The organism is Streptomyces sp. NPDC088254 (assembly GCF_044740925.1).
In the GTDB taxonomy this organism is placed as follows: domain Bacteria; phylum Actinomycetota; class Actinomycetes; order Streptomycetales; family Streptomycetaceae; genus Streptomyces.
This window is the reverse complement of the sequence record NZ_JBIURQ010000006.1, coordinates 454,256-472,243: the sequence shown is the minus strand read 5'-3', so window position 1 is coordinate 472,243 and position 17,988 is coordinate 454,256. Positions and strand designations below refer to the sequence as shown.

Here is a 17,988-nt window from a genome sequence, read left to right as displayed (position 1 = left end):
CCTCCGTTGACGGTGCTATTGATGCCGTCGGCTGACCGCACACCTTGCCCATTCGGATACCACCAACAGCGCTTGGCCGGGGTTCAGTCGGGGGTCGCAGTATGTCGTGTACCGCTCTCCCACCAGATCAAATTGCCCCGCCTCGTACACGCACTCGGTGACCTGATCCGGAGTGGTTTCTATATGCAGACCCCCGACCACTCCGCCGGCATCGCGAATGGCCTCCGTCGCCTGCCACACTTCCGAGACGACATGCTGTATCAACCGGGTCTTCAGGGCGCCGGGGGTATTCACCGTGTTTCCGTGCATGGGGTCTATCAGCCAAATCACCGGGTGCTCGGCGACACGAGTCGCCTTGGCCAGGCTCGCCAGCTTCTCCGTGGCGCTGCCTGCGCCCATACGCGCGACAAGGGTCAATCGGCCGGGCACGCGATCAGGATCCAGGCGCTCGCACAGGGACAGCAGTTCGTTCTCGGCGATCCCAGGGCCGATCTTGCATGCCACCGGATTGACAACCCGCGCGAGCAGCGCGACATGAGGGCCATCGATGCTGCGGGTCCGGTTGCCGATCCACGGCCAGTGGGTCGAGCCGAGGAACTGATGGCCCAGCTCATCGCGCCGTACCATCGGTAGCTCGTAATCGAGCAACAACGCTTCATGGCTCGTCCACACCTGAGTGTCCCGGTTCAGGTGGGCCATGATTTCGCGCGCCGCGTGGTCACCCTCCAGTATGCGTCGCGGCTGCGGTCGTCGAAGCAGCGGATCCGGTACGGGGCTGTTCACCATGTGCCCGCGGAACACGGGCAGTTCCCGGCCATCGATCCACTCGGTCGGCCGGGATCGCGGCTTGGTGAACTGTCCGGCGATGCGACCCACACGGAGGGCGTGCAGTCCCGTGATGTCCGTGGCGCGCTCGGCGAGTTGATCGAGCAGCGCCACCTTGCTGCGCACATGTGCGGCTGTCCGCTCCGCCGGGTCCTCGGCGCAGTCGCCCGCCTGTATCACCAGTTTGTTGCCCAAGGCTACGTTCGCGAGGGAAGTCCGTAACTCTCGTACGTCCTTCGCCTGCACCAGAGGAGGACTGACCGCCAGCCTGGCGGTCACCTGGGCGAGGGCCGCCCGATCGGACCACTTCGGCTGCTGAGAGTCGGCTCCAGAGCTCACTGAGCTTCTCCTGCCGTCACCTTCGCGGCATCCAGACGGAGCTCTCCCCACCGCACGGCCGGAACCATGAGAAAGCTGGCCGCGACGAAGAGCGCGCCGAGCAGAATCCAGCCGAACGATCCCCAATAGACGAGCAGGCCGGTCAGCACCAGCGGGCCGATGAGCTCCGCCACGGTGAGGCCGGATCCGAAGAACGCCTGGTACTGACCGTGCCGGCCCTCGGGCGTGAGACCGAAGCTGATCTCCCAAGTAGCGGGCGACTGCATCATCTCACCGAGGGTCTGGATCGCGGTGGCGGTCAGGAGCAGCACCACCGCCGACCATGTCGAGCCACCACTCCCGGAATAGGCGAAGACCACACAGCTCGCGCCGAGCAGCAGGCCGCCCTTCACCACGTACCGTCCCGCACTCGCCATGTCGGTGACCCGGCGCGCGACGCGTACCTGGAAGAAGACGACTGCCAAGGTATTGAGGACGAACATGGCCGCCACGATCCACTTGGGAGACTCGGTGTGCCTCACGATCCACAAGGGCAGGGCCACGTCGATCAGCGGACCGTGCAGTACCAGGATCACGTTCAGCAGGCTGATGACGACGTAAGGGCGGTCCTTCAGCACCGTCTGAGATTTCTCGCCCTTTTCCTTGGCCGGAGTCCGGGCGACGCGCGGCACCTTCAGCAGCACCAGTGATGCTGCCAGGAATGCACACGCGTCAAGGGCGAACGCGATGAGATACGCCTCTCGCGTGTCGAAGAACAGCACCATGCCACCCAGCGCGGCCCCGATCGCCAGCCCGGCGTTGAACCCGGCCTGAAGAAAGGCGCGCACCGTGGTGATCTGGTCCTTGGGCACGACCCCGGCCAGCAGCGCCTGTTGAGCCGCGGAACCGCTGCGCTGCCCGACGGCGTAGAGCGTGGCCGCCAGCAGGAACAGCGGGAAGGAGCGAATGAAGAGGTAGGAGCCTACGGCAAGGGCGGCGCAGCCGTAGAAGAAGACCGCGGTTTCCCGCGCGCCAAGGCGGTCCGTGACGTGTCCGAGGGGTAGACCCAATGCCAACGCCACGGACCAGGCGACGGTCAGTCCGAGACCGAGCTGGGCCGGTGACAGCCCGACGATCTGCGTGAAGAACAGTGCCGACGTCACGTAGTACGCGCCGTCACCGGTTCTGCTGATCAGCTGAACCACGGCGAGGGTGCGGGCCGGACCACGCAGGTCGGTCACTTTCATCGTTCTACTCCCATGATTTTCCGTTACCTTCTCGTCTGCCACTGACCGGTGCCAGACTCAAGGGTGGACTCGCTCCGCTCGGCGAAGACGAGCGAGGCGCTTGCGAACATGTGGGCGCACATGTCTTCCAGGGGCCGGCGTCGCTCGCCGAGAACGCCGGCGGCGTCACTCAGCAGACCTTCGAAACCGGCGGCGTGGCCGCGTGCCACGACGTCTCGCAGGTGCTCCACCCCGCGGGCGAGCGCCTCGTGAACGTCCGCTGTCAGCGGGTTTCCGGACTGGACGTCCCAGTACACCTCGGGAGCACCGGAGCTGATACGGGCCAGCAGGGCCAGCAGGGTGGCGTGAGGGGGCGGCGCGACGGCGATCAGCTCCTCGACGTTCGCGTCGAGGGTATGCAGTGCGTGCCCGAAGGCCAGTACCGTCGCGTGCGTCAGCGCCTGCGAGACGGCAGCCAGCCGGTCGTGCCGCGCTGCGTCCATGCGCACGACCCGTCCGCCGTGCGCCTCGACCAGGGCCAGCAACTCATCGACCAGAGGCCCGTCATGGAGCGCCACGGCCGCCACCGGCCGCCCCCGCATCCCCAGTGCCGGAGCGAACATCGGGTTGAGCGACACGGCTTGACGACCGTGGTAGCCGCGCACCGTGGTTGCCATGCGCGTTTTCACGGAAAGGGTGTCGGCCAGCAACGCCCGTGCGGGGAGCACGTCCATCAAGGCCGGCACCGCCGCGACAGCCACCGGCTCCGGCACGGCGAGGAGCAGCAGATCCACGCGTGCCAACTCAGCGCCCACGTCCTCGCCGGGTGAGCTGATGTCCCCGGCGATCCAGCGCACACCCGGATGCGTCGACGCCGGAGGCTGGGGATCCACCACGCACACCGAGAGGCCGGATCCGACGAGCAGCGCGGTGAACATCTGGCCGATCGCGCCGGACCCGCCGGCCACGACAGCGCGCCGGATGCCTCCCGGGGGCGTCGCGATTGCGGCATCACTCATGCCGGCCCTCGCCTTCTTCGGCGCGCCGCACGGAGCCGGTGAGTGCCAGCGCCATCGCGCGGGACTTCACCAAAGTCTCCTCGAACTCCGCGGCAGGGTCGGAAAGGCTGATCACCGCGCCGCCGACTCCGAAGGAGGCTTGCTCAGGCGTCGCCACGATCGTGCGGATGACGATGCTGAGATCCGCGGCGCCGCTCAACGAGAACCAGCCGAGCGAACCCGAGTACACCCCGCGCGGCCCCCCTTCCAACCGATCGATGATCTCCATGGTGCGGAGTTTCGGCGCACCGGTCATGGAGCCGCCGGGGAAACAGGCCCGGACACATTCCACTGCCGACACCCCCGGACGCAGCCGGCCACGGACGGTGCTCACGAGCTGGTGCACGGGAGCGTACGTCTCGACGTCGAACAGCTTCGGCACATGAACGGAACCCACGGTGCAGACGGTGTTCAGGTCATTGCGCAGCAGGTCGACGATCATCAGGTTCTCGGCGCGGTCCTTCTCGCTGTTCAGCAGGTTCTCGCGCAACGCCAGATCCTCTGCGGGTGTCGCCCCACGCGGCCGCGTGCCTTTGATCGGCTTGCTTTCCGCTACGCCGTTCGCGTCGATGGCGAGGAAGCGTTCCGGGGACGCGCTGAGCACGGCGATATCCGGGAACTCGAACAGGGCGCCGTACGGGACGGGGCTGATGTCCCGGAACAGCCGGTACGTGGACGACGGGTCAGGAATCGCGTCGGTGCTGAAAATGTTGGTGAGGCATATCTCGTACGACTCACCGTTCTTGATCTCCTCAAGGCATTCGTGTATCCGCGCCAGGTACTGTGCGCGGTCGTGGCGCGGAACGAAGGTGTCCCCGAGCGTCGCGGAGGTGACCGGTGGACGCCGCGGGTGGGTCTCGGGCGAGGGCAGCAATTCGAGGCGGGCCGCGGTTTTGTCGAGCCACTTCGCGGCGTCGGGGTCGTGGGCCGTCGTGCCCAGAGCCAGCAGGTACGTGCACTGATCGGCGTGGTCCACGACGACCGCCCGGTCGGTGAACAGCAGTGCGGCGTCGGGCGTGGGCGAGGTGTGTGCGGCGTGCGCCCCGATCTCGGCCTTGAGTTCGTATCCCAGATAGCCCACGTAGCCGAGGTTGAAGTCGAAGGGGAGATCACGCGAAGCGGGTGATTCCCGGGAGCGGAGTTGCGCGTCCAGGTACTCGAAGATGCCCTGATCGTGGTGCTCGATCAGCCCGTCGGCCTTTTCCACCCGTACCGAGCGCGTGGCCACCCGGTAGGTCACGTACTCGGCAAGCGGGCCCGTGCCGTCGCCCAGGATGGAGAAGCGGGAGTTTCCCTCGGCGTGCGAACTGCTGTCCAGCCAGAAGCCGCCCCGCTTCCCGGCGAAGAGTTCGGCGTGCACGGTGGCGGTGTCGGGGTAGCAGGCCAGGCGCCGAACGTGCAGTGGTGTGGGGGAGGACGGCCCGGTGACGCGCGCACGGTCGCGCCGGCGCAGGGTGAGTGCCCGGAAGTTCCCGAGCAGTTCGCGGCCGCACTCACTGGAGATGGACTCCGGATGGAACTGCACTCCCCAGATCGGCTTGCTGCGGTGTCGCAGCCCCATCAGGACTCCGTCCTGCGTCCATGCGGTGCGGCTCAGCTCGTCCGGAAGTCCGGTGACCGCGAGCGAGTGGTAGCGCACCGCGGAGAACGGTGACGGTAGTCCGGCGAAGAGCCCTTCGCCGGTGTGGTGTATGTGCGAGATTCTTCCGTGCATCGGCTCGGGCGCGTGCTGGACAGAGCCGCCGAACAGTTCCGCCATGCCCTGGTGTCCCAGACAGATGCCGAGCACCGGTAGGCGCGAGTCCAGGATCGCGGCGGCGCTGACGCCGAAGTCCCGCTGCCGGCCGGGGTGTCCGGGCCCCGGCGAGATCACTATGTTGTCGTAGTCCCGAGGGCTGAGCGCGGACCAGTCGACGTCATTGCGCACCACCGTGGGCGGTTGCCCGTTCACCTCGCCGAGCAGCTGGTAGAGGTTGTACGTGAAGGAGTCGTAGTTGTCGATGAGGAGTGTGCGGACCGGTTCGCTCACCGCGGGCCCTCCGCGACGGTCTCCCCGCCCTGGCGCCCCTCGTCGATCACCAAGGTCTCGACCCGGCAAGTCTCCCCGATGATCAAATCGTAGAGCTGGGACAAGAATGCCTGGCTGACCCCGTTCTCGGCGCCGTACTTCGCGGCACGCTGCTGGACCGCGTCTATGCGGTGCGGCTGCATCATCGGCACCGCGTGCTCCCGCTTGTAGTGTGCGATCCGTACGCAGACCTCGATACGGTCGCGCACGGCGTCCAGTAACCGGTTGTCGATACCGTCGAGTTCGGCGCGCATGCGGGCCAGGCCGTTGTGGTCGTCGTTTTCCGTTGCAGCCATGGTCACTTCCTGAAGGAGGTGGTGTAGCGGGGGCGGTCCTCCTGATCGCGGTGGCCCTCACCATCGCTGAAGAGGCCGGAGGCCGCCAGCAGACCCGGCACGACATCGATCTGCGGGTCGTCATGCTCGATCGCCAGTGCGCCACCCCTCCGCAGCAGTCGCCCGGCGCGGGAGATCACATGGCGGATCACGTCGAGCCCGTCGGCGCCGGAGAAGATGGCTCGTTCCGGGTGGTACTTCCCGAACTCCGGCGAGATCTCGGTGCCGACAGGAACATAGGGAGGGTTGGCCAGCACCAGATCGACCTTGCCGTCAAGGAACGCCAGCAGCTCCTCGTCGGCGACATCGCCCGCGTGCACGGTGATCGGCGTGTCACCCGCCGCCACCCGCGCAGCCGCGTTTCCGCGTGCGCACTCCAGCGCCGCCTCGTCCAGGTCGACTGCGTGAACCTGGGCATCCGGGCGGGCGTGGGCCACGGCCAGCGCCACCGCAGCGGAGCCCGTGCAGAGGTCGACCACCACAGGATTCCGGATGTCGGAGATGGCCGACAGACCCCATTCCAGGAGTCGTTCGGTCGGGAACAGGGGCGCGAACACGCCCTCGGTGACCGTTACCTCCACACCACCCAGCCGAGCGCGCCCGAGGATGTGGCCGAGCGGTATCAGTTCGGCTCGCCTGGCCGCGAGCGCACGCACCTCGTGTGCGGCCTCCTCGGGCACCTGGTCCTTGGGCCCGGGTGAGCCCAGGACATGGGCCAGCAGCGCGTCGGCGTCCCGTCGCGGGCGCGGCACGCCGCCGCTCGTCAACGTGCGAACGACTTCCTCAGCGAGGTCGTCGACCGTCAGCTGCCCGGGGCTCGGGCTCTGGGCCGCCGGGGAGGAGTCGCCGACCTTCACGCCGCCTCGGCTGGCCGCGTAGTAGTCCAGCAGGGCTTGCGTGAGTGGCGGGTTCAGGCGCGAGGCCGCGAGCAGCTCCGGTGGCGGCGTGAAGATCGGATCCAGCTCCTGCGCCCGCTGGGTGTAGGCGACGTGCAGGTAGTGCTCCATGGCGGCGGGCCAGTAGATGGGGACGGCCCAGTCTGACTCGTAGCCGGTCGCCAGCATGTGGGTGACGGTGGCGTCCACCACCTCCTCGCGGCTTGCGGGCTGGATGGGCGGGCGGACCGGCCTGAAGGGTTCCAGGTCGATGGAGGACGCCTCTTCGAGCAGGAGCGCAGTCATCTCCCGGGCCAGCAGCGGCGACAGGGTCAGACCGTCCCGGTAGGTACCGGTCATCATCCACAGGCCGCTGAGCCCCGTCTCACCCAACAGTGGCATCCCGTCGAGCGACACGGGCCGGTTTCCGACCTGGATCCTGCGCAGTCCGCTGTCGGCCAGGTCCTTGCGGACCTGGCGATGGGCGCAGTTGAGCAGAAAGAGGACATCCGAGATGAGCGCGGTCTCGCGCGGCTCGACCGAGACGATGTTCGTCGCCCCCACATAGAGCCGGCCGCCGGGGCGCGGAACGACGTGCAGGCCGCAGGCGAAGGCGCGGTTGGGCGTGCGTATCACGCTGGGCGGGCAGGTGCCGTCCGCGGTGTCCACCACGGCGGAGACGCCGTAGCCGCTGATGAGCCGGGGGATCTGGACGGCCTGTTCAGGCACGCTGTCCAGGACGACTTGGGAGTAGGCCCCGGCGGCCAGCACGGTCTTGCCGGTCCGCAGTGTCGTGCCCGACTCCAGCGAGATCCCGCGCACTCGTCCATGGGCATGGTCGACTCGCGTCGCGCGCTCCGCGATCAGCATTCCGCCGGCGGCCACGAACGCCTTCTCCAGGCGCATCAGTAACTCGGTGGCGTTCACCGCGTGTTCGTTCGGCAGGAACATCGCCTGGAGCGGACGTGCCGAGGGCTCGGCGTCCAACCAGTCGATGTCCTCGGGGTCCACGTCCTCGAACTTCTCGCCGTACGTGATGAGCGATTCACGGATGGCTTTGTAGTTCCGGGTGTCGATCCCGGGCACGCCGACGGTGTTCAGCATGACGACGGTTCCCTTGGCCGTCAGCAGATCCGTGTCGGTGGAGTCGAGGCGAAGCCGGCTCAGCCACTCGGGCCACAGTTTGCTCGCCTGGTGGGCCCAGTCGAGCTTGATCCGGCCGTGTTCGCTGGTCAGGTGGTCGGCCGTCACCTCACCGAAGGCGCCGAGCATGGCTCCCGCGGCCGCGGACGCGGCGCCCGGCCGGTGCGGTTGACCCAGCACGGCCACGCGGACCTTGCGCCGGGCGAGTTCCAGGCCGAGTGAGAGTCCCAACGCGCCATTGCCGACCACAACGACGTCGTACGAGTGGTTTCCCTCAGACATCACTATGTTCCCTTTCCGAGCCGGATCTTCCAACTGGGTGGGCTCAACTGGACAGTTCATCGGCCAACCGTCGCCGGTCGACCTTTCCGTTGGCATTGAGCGGAAAATCTTCGAACGCTGTCAGCGAGGCAGGAACCATGTAGGAGGGAAGCCTCTCCTGGAGCGTTTGGAGCAGGACTTCGGTGCTGCCGATGCGGCCCGTGCACGCAGCGGCCAGTTCGGCGTCGCCGCCGGGTGCCGATCGGGCGACCACGACGGCGTCCCGCACCCCGGGCTGTTCCCGCAGTACTGCTTCGATCTCGCCCAGTTCGATGCGGTATCCGCGCACCTTGACCTGATGGTCCAGACGCTCACAGTAGATGTAGCCGTCGGCACTGACGCGAACCCGGTCGCCGGTTCGGTACCAATGCCGGTCGGTCAGCGGGGTCCCCGGATCGTACGGTGTGGCTTTGTCCCCTTCGTAGGTCAGGAACCGGTTCTCGTTGTTCGCCGGGTCGAGGTATCCGGCGAAGCGTTGCGGACCCCTGACGCACAGCTCACCCTCCTCCGCCTGCCTTCCGTCGGCGTCCAGAACAACGCATTCCAGTGAGCTGAGGCCGTGCCCGATGGGAACTGTTCCGTTGTAGGTACGCGGCCATCGCGCCACCTCCCTGGGCAACACGTACTCCGTGGTGATGATGGTGAGTTCGGTCGGCCCGTAGGCGTTCTCCACCACCCCGTTCGGTGCTGCCGCGTGCCAGGCTTCGGCCTGCTGGAGGGTGAGCGGCTCGCCGGCGAACATGCTGTGGCGCAGCGTGGGCATCGACCCCGGCCGCAGGGGTTCCACCCGCTGGGTCAAGGAGATCACCGAGGGGACCGAGAACCAGTGCGTCAGTTTTTGGCGCCGCACGAAGCGGGCCGCCGCCAGCAGATCGTTGCGACCGGGGACCACCACCGTGGCGCCGGAGCCGAACGCTGCGAACATCGCCAGCACCGACAGATCGAAGGTCAGGTCGAACGGTTGAAGCACGCGGCACCCGGGCGCAAGCTCGTAATGCCCGATGCAGTGGCTCAGATACGCCGATATATTGCGGTGCGCGACAGGCACCCCTTTGGGCTCACCGGTGGAGCCCGAGGTGAACAATATATAGGCCAGGTCTTCCGGCCGGACGACGATTTCAGGAAGGTCACCCGCACCCGAATTCCCGCCGCGGTCCGCGGCGAGTATTCGGACGGGCAGGTCGGCGCCGTCCCTTTCCTGGTCGACTTCCGGGTCGACCAGCACCAGGTCGAGCCCGGCGGCTCGACCGATGACCGCGTTACGAGCGGCCGGGGACGACGGGTTGAGCGGCACGACCGCGGCACCGAGCCGCTGGACGGCGAGGTACCCGGCGTACGCGGACAGCGTGCCCGCTGCAGTCAGCAGACCGACACGCCTGGGCACGATGCCGTCATGTGCTTCGAGCAGCCGGACGGCAATGCTCTGCGCCATGCCTTCAAGTTCCGCGTAGCTGACGACCTGACCCGCTGTCTGCAGCGCGGGCCGATCCGGGCAGCGCTTCGCCGAGGCGGCGAACCACTCATACAGAGGCGTGGTTTTCGAGTTCATTCCAGTCTGGCCCGCTCCGTCGTGACTACGGCAGGCGGTCGAGCGGCGTCGATCCGCTGACCACCATGACGATCCGGTCGTCGGGCGCCAGCCGGCCGGCCTGCGCGGCCTGCCGCAGCCCGCCCCAGCAGATGAAGGCGGACTTCTCCGTCTCGTACGCCAGCGGGATGTCCAGCTCGGCGCAGGCGTCGATCAGCAGCGGCGCCTCCGCTTCCACCCGTGACGGCTCGACGGGGTCGACGTGCGCGCCGGTCTCCGCCACCAGCTGACGGACCAACGGCAGCGTGCGGTTCGGGTTCGTCGACTGGAGTGTGGGTTCGAAGGCCTTCTCCGGCGGCACCATGTCACCCAGGTCGATCTCGTCACGGCCGTCCCGCAGCGCCTCGCCCAGCACTCCGGCGTCCGATGCCTGGAACAGGCGATATGTGTGCTCGCCCACGGTCGGCAGTCCTGCCTCCCCGGCGCGGCGGATGCCGCGCTCGATGCCGAGCGGGCCGTAGCCGCTGGCGATCGTCACCGCGATGACCGTGGCGTCGGCGCACCGCTCCGCGATCGCCAGCCCCAGCGGTGCCTTGCCCTCGATCTTCCACTGGCTCGGTGTCAGCCGCAGTGCGCCGTGTTCCTTGCTGAACGCGATGGCCGCCTCGGCCGCGTCGGCCATGTTGCCCGGCACAGCCACCACGCACGACTTGCCGATCGACCTGGTCGGGCACTTGTAGGCGGAGGCCTGCGGCACGAACGCCGTGCACGTGATGCCCAGCCTGTCCGTGTAGTACTGGTAGGCCCGTGCGGTGTTGCCGGAGCTGTGCATCGACACCGACGACAGCCCCCACTCAAGGCACTTGGCCGCTATGAGCACTCCCTCGTTGTCCTTGAACGTGCCGGTGTCGTTCCAGGTCTGCGGCAGCAGCCGCACGGACGCGACACCGAGCGATAAAGCCAGCTGCGGGCTCTCCACGGGGACCAGAGCCTTCTCGTTGCTGCGCAGGTTGTCCGGCTCGGACACCGGGAGGAGCGCGGCGTAGCGGCCGACCCCCGGGATGTCGGTGACCGCGTCCGCCCAGCTCCCGACGTCGGGGAGGGACGGCGCCAGTGCTTCGCCGCAGCGGGTGCACAGCCATTCGTTGGGGCCGTCCACCGCGCCGGCGCCGGGCGCGCTGGAACATGTGGTGCAGATGAGCTTCATTCTCTCGCTCCCTCGGAGGAAATTCAGGACGCGTCGGACGACGCCTGCCGGCAAAGCCGCATGGTCTCGGAGACGCGCTTGGTCACCGAGGCCGGATCGTCGTGCCTGTCCGCGAGCGCGGCGCCGCCCATGGTGAAGCCCCAGGCGCCCGCGGCGGCGATGTCGGTGATCTGCGCCGCATCGCGCACGCCTCCCGCGATCAGCAAGGGCACGCTCGCCGCGGACGCCGTGCGCTTCATCAGCAGCACAGGGTCGTAGGAGGTCTGCCGGTACGGCATGAGGACCACGCCCGCTACACCGTCCGTCGCGCTCAGCTGCTGCGCCTCCGCGGCCAGCTCGTCGGGCGAGCTGTCCAGCACCAGCGGGCTTCCGGACATGGCCCCGGCGAACGGCCAGTACTCGATCGAGTCGTTGCCCGCGAAGGCCGCTGCCGCGCTCGGCCGCCACGTACCGACCACCCGGTCGACGCCGAGGTCCAGCGCCAGTTGACATCCGATCTCCTGGCCGGCGTCGCTCGTGTCGGCCAGCTCCAGCAGGACCGACCGGCCGTCCGCGTGCGCGGCCTCGGTCAGATCCCTGGCCATGTGCGGATCGGTGCCTACGTCCTTGAAGGCTATGAGCCGGAGCTCGTCGACCAACAGTTTTTCGTACACGTCGACCGCGTCCGGAATGGTCCGGTCCTGTTCGGTCAGCATCAGAACGAAGTTCAACGCCACGTGCGCAGCTCCTTTGCCATGTCGTGGGGTGTCGGGTTGCGGAACAGCACCTGCAAGGGCAGGTCGACCGCGAATGCCTTGTTGATCCGCGCGATCAGCTGTATGGCCAGCAGCGAGTGGCCGCCGCTCTTGAAGAAGTGGCTGTGGACGCCCAGGCTCCGGTCGTCCAACAGTTCCGACCACAGGCCGGTCAGCAGGGTTTCCGTTTCGTCGCCCGGGGGTGCGGCGTCCCCTTCGACCGTGGCGACGGACGTCGGCTCAGGCATCGCGGACCGGTCGACCTTCCCGTTCCTGGTCATCGGGAAGCTGTCGAGCCGGAGGAGGGCCGACGGGATCATGTACTCCGGCAGCCGGCTCTCCAGCGCCCGCAGGACGTGCGCTTCCGTCGTCGTCGGCGGGGCCACGTAGTACGCGATGATGCGCGTGTCCCCGGCGGGCCCGTCCCGCAGCATCACCGCGCTGGCGGTGACGCCCGGCTCGCGCAGGACCGCCGCCTCGATCTCACCGAGCTCGATCCGGTAGCCCCGGACCTTGACCTGGTTGTCGCGGCGGCCGATGAACTCCAGGTCCCCGGTCGAGGTCCGCCGCACGATGTCGCCGGTCCGGTACAGCCGGCGCCCGGCGCGACCGGTGAACGAGTCGGGCACGAAACGCTCGGCGGTGAGGGCCGGCCGGTTGTGGTAGCCGCGTGCGATGCGGCCGCCGCCGACGAGCAGTTCCCCGGCCACGCCCTGGGGCACGAGCTCACCGTGCGCGTCGACGACGAAGGCGTCGTACCCCGGGAGCGGGACACCGATGCTCAGCGGCTCGTCCGGTTCGATGACCGTCATCGTGGCGGCATGGGTCTCGGTCGGGCCGTACAGGTTGTACGCCTGCCAGGGGCCCGCACCCAGCGTGCGCCAGAGCTTCTCGCTGACCGCCTCTCCGATGACCAGCATCTTCGTGGTGGCCGGGATGTCGCCCAGCACGCCGAAGCTCGTCGCCATGTCCAGTTGGGACGGCGTGCAGTCCATGAGGTCGATCTCGTGGCGGATCAGGAGGTCCACCAGCCGATGAGGATCGCGCCTGACGTCCTCGGGGACGATCACCATCGTCGATCCGCCGGCCATCCAGGAGAACTGGATGACGTGGCCGTCGAAGAAGACCGGGGAGTTGAGCGCCACCGCCTTCGGATGCGGTCCGTCGCCGATGATCTCGCCCGCCAGGGACACCGCCAGCCAGTGGATGCCCCGGTGGCTCATCGTCACGGCCTTGGGCAGACCGGTGGAGCCGGAGGTGTAGATGAGGTAGGCGAGATGGTCGTGGTGCACGCTGACAGCCGGGCGGTCCGTCGGGTAAGGGGCCCAGGCGTCCTCGTCGTCGAGGAGGAGCACCTCCCCCCGGTCTTCGACGCGGGGGAGCGTGTCGTGGTCGGTCAGTAGCGTGGTGCTGGCCGCGTCGTCGAGCATGTAGTGGATGCGAGCGGGCGGAAGCGCGGGGTCGATGGGCAGGTAGGCGGCGCCCGCCTTGAGGATGCCGAGCACCCCGGCGACCATGTGCGGGGACCGCTGGGTGCACAGCGCCACCACGTCCTCGCAGCCGATGCCCTGGCCGCGCAGTCGCCAGGCGATGCGGTTGGCCCGTTCGTCCAGTTGACGGTATGTCCACGCCTGGTCGGCGCAGCGGACCGCGATGGCGTCCGGGGTCCGGTCCGCCTGCCGGGCGAACTCTTCGTGCAGGCCGACGTGGTCCGGCCACGTGGTCTCGGGTGCGGTGCCGGCCGCGATGAGCTCGGCTCGCTCGGCGGCCGGCAGCAGCTCCACCCGTGACGTCCGCAGCGTCGCCGTATCGTGTCGCGTCATCGAGTCGAGGATGGTGAGGTAGTGGCCTGCCATGCGGCGGATGGTCGTGGCGTCGAAGAGGTCCGTCGCGTAGGTGAAGCCGCCGGTCACTCCGTGCGGGCCGTCCACGAGGTCGAGGATCACGTCGCAGACGGCGAAGCCGTTCTCGAGCCTGGTGAAGTCCAGACTCAGGCCGTCCCGCAGCGAGTCCTCCCGCGCCGGCGCGACGTCGAATCCGAACATGACCTGGACCACCGGCGACCTGCTCAGGTCCCGCGTGGGCCGCAGGGCTTCCACGACCTGCTCGAAGGGCACGTCCTGATGGGCGTACGCGCCGAGGCACGTCTCCCGGATGCGGCCCAGCAGCTCGGAGAGGGCGGGATCGCCGCTCAGGTCGGTGCGCAGCGGCAGGGTGTTGACGAGGAACCCGATCAGCTGCTCCAGCTCGACCCTGTTGCGGTTCGCGACGGGGGTGCCCACGACGATGTCCGTGCCGGCGGTGTGGCGAGCGAGAAGGATCTTGAACCCGGCCAGCAGGGTCATGAAGAGGGTGACGCCTTCGCGCTTGCCGAGGTCCCGGAGCCGCTCCACGAGCTCCGGCGGGATCAGCACCGACTCGAACGCGCCTCGGTGCGACTGGACGGCCGGGCGAGGCCGGTCCGTCGGCAGGTTCAGCGCGGCCGGCGCGTCCGCCAGACGGTCCCGCCAGTACTCGAGCTGTTCGGCGGCCGGTCCGCTGGACAGCCAGTCCCGTTGCCAGTCCGCGAAGTCGATGTACTGCAGCGACATCTGCGGCAGGTCGGGGGCGGTGCGGTCCACCCGGGCCCGGTAGCACTGCCCGAGTTCGCGGGTCAGAACGTTGAAGGACCAGCCGTCGAAGACGATGTGGTGGACGGTCAGCACCAAAAGGTGCTCCTTGGCGCCGATGCGCAGGAGCTGGGCCCGGAGCAGCGGGCCCGCGGTCAGGTCGAACGGTTCGCGCACGATGTCGTTCACGCGTGCCCGTACCGCGGCCGCGTCCCGCCCTCGAAGGTCGTGGAAGTCCCACGGCAGGTCGATCCGCTCCAGGACGATCTGTTCCGGCCGCTCCCCGCTGGAGGAAAAGACGGTCCGCAGGGCATCGTGGCGGTCGACCACGTCGGACAGGGCCGCACGCAGCGCCGCCGCGTCCAGCACGCCGAGGAAGCGGTACTCCACGGCGGCCGTGTACGTGGTGGTTCCCGGTTGCAGCTGCTCCAGGAACCACAGCCGTTCCTGAGCCGGTGACAGGGGTGGCCGGCCGCCGCGTCCGGTGGGGCGGATGGGCTGGACCGGTGCTGTGCTCCGGGCCTGGCGCAGTCGCCCGGCCAGCTTCGCGACGGTCCGGTCCTGGAACACGTCCCGCGCTGACAGCGAGGCGGTGAGGGCGGCCCCGACCCGCGCGATCAGCCGGGTGACCAGGAGCGAGTGCCCGCCCAGCTCGAAGAAGTCGTCGTGGACGCCGACGCGGGCCGGGTCGATGCCCAGGACTTCGGCGACGAGGTCCGTGAGGAGCTGCTCCGTGGGGTCGCGCGGGCTGACGTAGTCCTCACCGGAGCCTACGGGGTCCGGCTCGGGAAGGGCGGCACGGTCGAGCTTGCCGCTGGACGTCAGGGGGAGCGCGTCCAGGCGGGTGAGCGTGGACGGCACCATGTAGTCCGGCAGCCGGGCACTCAGCTCGGCGCGCAGCACCCTGGTGTCCGCGCTTCCCGTGACGTAGCCGGCCAGCCGGGTCCCGTGGACTGGGTGGTGGATCGCCGTCACCACGGCGTCCTTGACCCCTTCGAGCCCTGCCAGGACCGCTTCGATCTCGCCCAGTTCGATGCGGAAGCCGCGCAGCTTGACCTGCTGGTCGATCCGGCCGAGGAACTCCAGTTGTCCCGTCGTTCCCCAGCGGACGAGGTCGCCCGTGCGGTAGAGGCGGGCGCCCGGGGGGCCGAAGGGATCCGGGATGAAGCGTTCCGCGGTCAGGTCCGGGCGGCCGTGGTAGCCGCGCGTGACTCCGGCGCCGCCGATCAGCAGCTCCCCGGCCTCGCCGTCCGGGACCGGGTTCAATGCCTCGTCCACGACGTACACGCTGGTGTCGCGGATCGGCGAACCGATGGGCAACGGCCCCGGACCCTGGTGCAGGCGGGCGGGCAGGTAGGTCGCGTTGACGCAGGTCTCGGTCGGCCCGTAGAAGTTGACCACCTCGATGCCGGGGACCTGCGCCGCGCACTCGGCGACCAGGTCGAGCTCCAGCGCCTCTCCGCCGCACATCAGCCAGCGCAGGCCCGTCCCGGCCAGGGCACGCACGGCGAGGGCTTCGCGCAGCACGGGTGGCGTCACCCCGAGTACGTCGATCCGCCCGCCGATGACCAGCTCCCGCAGTTCGTCCATGTCGATCCCGGCCTGGCTCGGGGTGAGCACGACCGTGCCGCCGGAGGTCAGCGGACCGTAGATCTCCAGGTTCGAGGCGTCGAAACTGAGTGACATGCGGTGCAGGAATCGCAGCGGCTTGCCGTGCCAGACGTCCGAGACGACCCAGACGGTGTGGTTGACGATGGCGCTGTGCGGGACCATGACGGCCTTGGGCCGGCCCGTGGAGCCCGAGGTGTAGATGAGGTAGGCGAGATGGCCGGGGTCGACGGTGACGTTCGGGCGGCTGCGGGAGTGTCGCGTCCAGGTCTCCGCGTCCTCCAGGACGAGGGTGTCCAGGTGGCTGCCCGTCCGGGCGGTGGCACGGTCGGCGAGCAGGAGCGTGGCGCCGGAGTCCTCCAGCATGTAGGCGATGCGGGCGGCGGGAAGTGCCGGGTCGACGGGGAGGTAGCAGGCACCGGCCTTGAGAACACCGAGCAGTCCGGCGATCGTCGAGAAGGAGCGGCGGGTGTGCAGGGCGACGATGTGCCCCGGTCCGACACCCTGTGCGAGCAGGCCCCAGGCGATCTGGTTGGCTCGCTCGTCGAGCTGCCGGTAGGTCCACTCCTGGTCCTCGAAGACCAGGGCGGCGCCTTCGGGGGTGCGGTCCACCTGGGCTTCGAACAGTTCGTGGAGAGAAGTCTGATCCACTGGAGTCCGGAATAACTCGTGGTGGGTGGAATCCTCGATGCTGCTCAAGTCTGCTCCTGCCGGATAACGGTACGAGACGTCTGAACGGCGGATTTTTGATGGTCTGGCAGAGGGGACATCAAGGCGCAGATCCCTGCACGCCGAATATCGATCAGCGTGCGCCAGGTGCGGGCTCCGACAGGGCCGCTCCGCGGCGCAGGCTCGCCGGGCGCATATCAGTCCAGACTTCTTCTATGTACGCGAGGCAGTCGGCTTTTGGGGCGGCTTCCCGTACTGCTCGCCAGCCCGCGGGGACCTCCCTGTCCGCGGGCCATATGCTGTATTGATCCTCGTCATTGACGACCACGCGGTAGGGAACGGTCAGGTCGGCGTTCTCATCTGCCATGGCGATTCCTTTCACGCGAGTAATGCGTCGAGGAGCCTGGCCCGTTGCTCCAGATCGGCGACCGGAAGCGGATCGGCAAGGCCGGGGGCGAAATCGGCGACCGCGTTGCGGGCCTCCGGGGTGAAATGAACGGTGCCTTCGTTTTCGATGTGCTCCACGCCGTCACCGCGCGCCTGCTTCTCGTTGAACGCGATCGATTCCGCTCGATCGACCCCGGGCGGCAGATCAAGGCTGACGGTGCCGCCGTCGATCCGTACGGGATAGCCGCCCGGAAGTCCGCCGGGTGCGGCAGCCGAGCAGCGCAGGGGTGCCGCGCCGGGCAGGAGAGCGTGCAGCGTGGGGATCGTCGCTGCTGCCGTGACCTCGTTGTAGCGCTGGGTCCGCATGATCGGTGGCGCCTGGTAGGCGAGCTTGTCGGCGCGTCGTCCGTCCTCGCCCAGGAAGACCCTGCAACGGTCGGCGGGATCGGCCGGTTCACGGGACAGCATGGTGCCGAGCAGCTGAGAGTGGTGACCGATGACGCGGATGCGCGGCACCTCGGCATCCGGCTGGGCGGCGCGCAGCGCGGCGCGGCAGCGCAGCTGGATCATCGTGGCATTGCCGAGTCCGAGGGTGGGGGCCAGTCCGAGCCGGGCGAGGATCGGTCCGGTCACGTCAGGAAACGAGAGGTTCGCGACCGGTCCGGTGTAGCCGGCGTCTCGGGTCGCTCGCATAACGGTCAGCAACACCGGTAGCTGGTACGGAAGTTGCAGTGCCAGACCGGCGCCGAGCAGGGCCGAAGCCGCCGGGTCCGTGCGCCCTGCCAGCGACCAGGGCCCCCGCACAGCCGCGCACTGCACGACCAAGTCGGGACGCGTACGGGTGAGCAGGTCGGCGACGTCGTCTTGCCGGGTCGCGTTCACCGTGACCGGTTCGACCGCGCCGTCGGAGATGGTTGCGGCGGTGCCGGCGATGGCCTCGACGGCCTCGGTGGACCGTCCGGCCAGCACCAGGCGCCGCACGCGCCCGCCTTCCGCCAGGCGGTAGGCGAGCCGCTCTCCCATGTCGCCCATGCCGATGACCAGCACGGTGCTCGTACGCGTAGGGCTCGGGAGTCC

At 68.6% G+C, this 17,988-nt stretch carries 12 protein-coding genes; all 12 read right to left on the bottom strand.

The features are described from left to right. Nucleotides 1–15 precede the first annotated feature (15 nt). The 12 genes from ACIOC0_RS20505 to ACIOC0_RS20450 all read right to left on the bottom strand — a co-directional run bounded on the left by ACIOC0_RS20505 (nucleotide 16) and on the right by ACIOC0_RS20450 (nucleotide 17,958). The gene (locus tag ACIOC0_RS20505) at nucleotides 16–1,164 is read right to left on the bottom strand and encodes a 3-deoxy-7-phosphoheptulonate synthase (RefSeq protein WP_402156527.1); all 1,149 of its coding nucleotides are present in this window, start codon (nucleotides 1,162–1,164) and stop codon (nucleotides 16–18) included. Further along, nucleotides 1,161–2,390, bottom strand: coding sequence for an MFS transporter (locus ACIOC0_RS20500; protein ID WP_402156525.1), 1,230 nt, complete (start codon nucleotides 2,388–2,390; stop codon nucleotides 1,161–1,163). Before ACIOC0_RS20500 ends, ACIOC0_RS20505 begins: the two co-directional genes overlap by 4 nt. A 23-nt stretch (nucleotides 2,391–2,413) precedes the next feature. Beyond that, entirely contained in the window at nucleotides 2,414–3,307 is an 894-nt protein-coding gene (locus ACIOC0_RS20495; protein WP_402156523.1) for a prephenate dehydrogenase dimerization domain-containing protein, read from the bottom strand. A 73-nt stretch (nucleotides 3,308–3,380) separates the two neighbouring features. Beyond that, nucleotides 3,381–5,456 (bottom strand): aminodeoxychorismate synthase component I, encoded by a 2,076-nt coding sequence (pabB, locus tag ACIOC0_RS20490; protein ID WP_402156521.1) that lies wholly within the window; start codon nucleotides 5,454–5,456, stop codon nucleotides 3,381–3,383. Beyond that, a complete protein-coding gene (locus tag ACIOC0_RS20485; RefSeq protein WP_402156520.1) occupies nucleotides 5,453–5,791 on the bottom strand; it encodes a chorismate mutase family protein in 339 nt (112 codons plus the stop codon). The genes pabB and ACIOC0_RS20485 overlap by 4 nt, the downstream gene beginning before the upstream one ends. Nucleotides 5,792–5,793: 2 nt before the next feature. Continuing rightward, the gene (locus tag ACIOC0_RS20480) at nucleotides 5,794–8,130 is read right to left on the bottom strand and encodes an FAD-dependent oxidoreductase (protein WP_402156518.1); all 2,337 of its coding nucleotides are present in this window, start codon (nucleotides 8,128–8,130) and stop codon (nucleotides 5,794–5,796) included. Nucleotides 8,131–8,173: 43 nt separating this feature from the next. Then, nucleotides 8,174–9,718, bottom strand: a complete 1,545-nt coding sequence (locus ACIOC0_RS20475) for an amino acid adenylation domain-containing protein (protein ID WP_402156517.1) — start codon at nucleotides 9,716–9,718, stop codon at nucleotides 8,174–8,176. Between the two features lie 25 nt (nucleotides 9,719–9,743). Next, a complete protein-coding gene (locus ACIOC0_RS20470) occupies nucleotides 9,744–10,904 on the bottom strand; it encodes a pyridoxal-phosphate dependent enzyme (RefSeq protein ID WP_402156515.1) in 1,161 nt (386 codons plus the stop codon). Nucleotides 10,905–10,927: 23 nt separating this feature from the next. Next, entirely contained in the window at nucleotides 10,928–11,620 is a 693-nt protein-coding gene (locus ACIOC0_RS20465) for a hypothetical protein (protein WP_402156514.1), read from the bottom strand. Further along, nucleotides 11,611–16,506, bottom strand: coding sequence for an amino acid adenylation domain-containing protein (locus ACIOC0_RS20460; RefSeq protein ID WP_402156512.1), 4,896 nt, complete (start codon nucleotides 16,504–16,506; stop codon nucleotides 11,611–11,613). The genes ACIOC0_RS20465 and ACIOC0_RS20460 overlap by 10 nt, the downstream gene beginning before the upstream one ends. Before the next feature lie 151 nt (nucleotides 16,507–16,657). Further along, nucleotides 16,658–16,891, bottom strand: coding sequence for an MbtH family protein (locus ACIOC0_RS20455; RefSeq protein WP_402156511.1), 234 nt, complete (start codon nucleotides 16,889–16,891; stop codon nucleotides 16,658–16,660). A gap of 11 nt (nucleotides 16,892–16,902) precedes the next feature. Then, entirely contained in the window at nucleotides 16,903–17,958 is a 1,056-nt protein-coding gene (locus tag ACIOC0_RS20450; protein WP_402156510.1) for a saccharopine dehydrogenase NADP-binding domain-containing protein, read from the bottom strand. Nucleotides 17,959–17,988 lie beyond the last annotated feature (30 nt).

Bases quoted from the DNA above. Each gene is read 5' to 3' on its own strand.
- ACIOC0_RS20500 (WP_402156525.1), bottom strand. From the start codon at position 2,390: ATGAAAGTGACCGACCTGCGTGGTCCGGCCCGCACCCTCGCCGTGGTT.
- ACIOC0_RS20495 (WP_402156523.1), bottom strand. From the start codon at position 3,307: ATGTTCACCGCGCTGCTCGTCGGATCCGGCCTCTCGGTGTGCGTGGTG.
- ACIOC0_RS20485 (WP_402156520.1), bottom strand. From the start codon at position 5,791: ATGGCTGCAACGGAAAACGACGACCACAACGGCCTGGCCCGCATGCGC.
- ACIOC0_RS20480 (WP_402156518.1), bottom strand. From the start codon at position 8,130: ATGTCTGAGGGAAACCACTCGTACGACGTCGTTGTGGTCGGCAATGGC.
- ACIOC0_RS20475 (WP_402156517.1), bottom strand. From the start codon at position 9,718: ATGAACTCGAAAACCACGCCTCTGTATGAGTGGTTCGCCGCCTCGGCG.
- ACIOC0_RS20470 (WP_402156515.1), bottom strand. From the start codon at position 10,904: ATGAAGCTCATCTGCACCACATGTTCCAGCGCGCCCGGCGCCGGCGCG.
- ACIOC0_RS20455 (WP_402156511.1), bottom strand. From the start codon at position 16,891: ATGGCAGATGAGAACGCCGACCTGACCGTTCCCTACCGCGTGGTCGTC.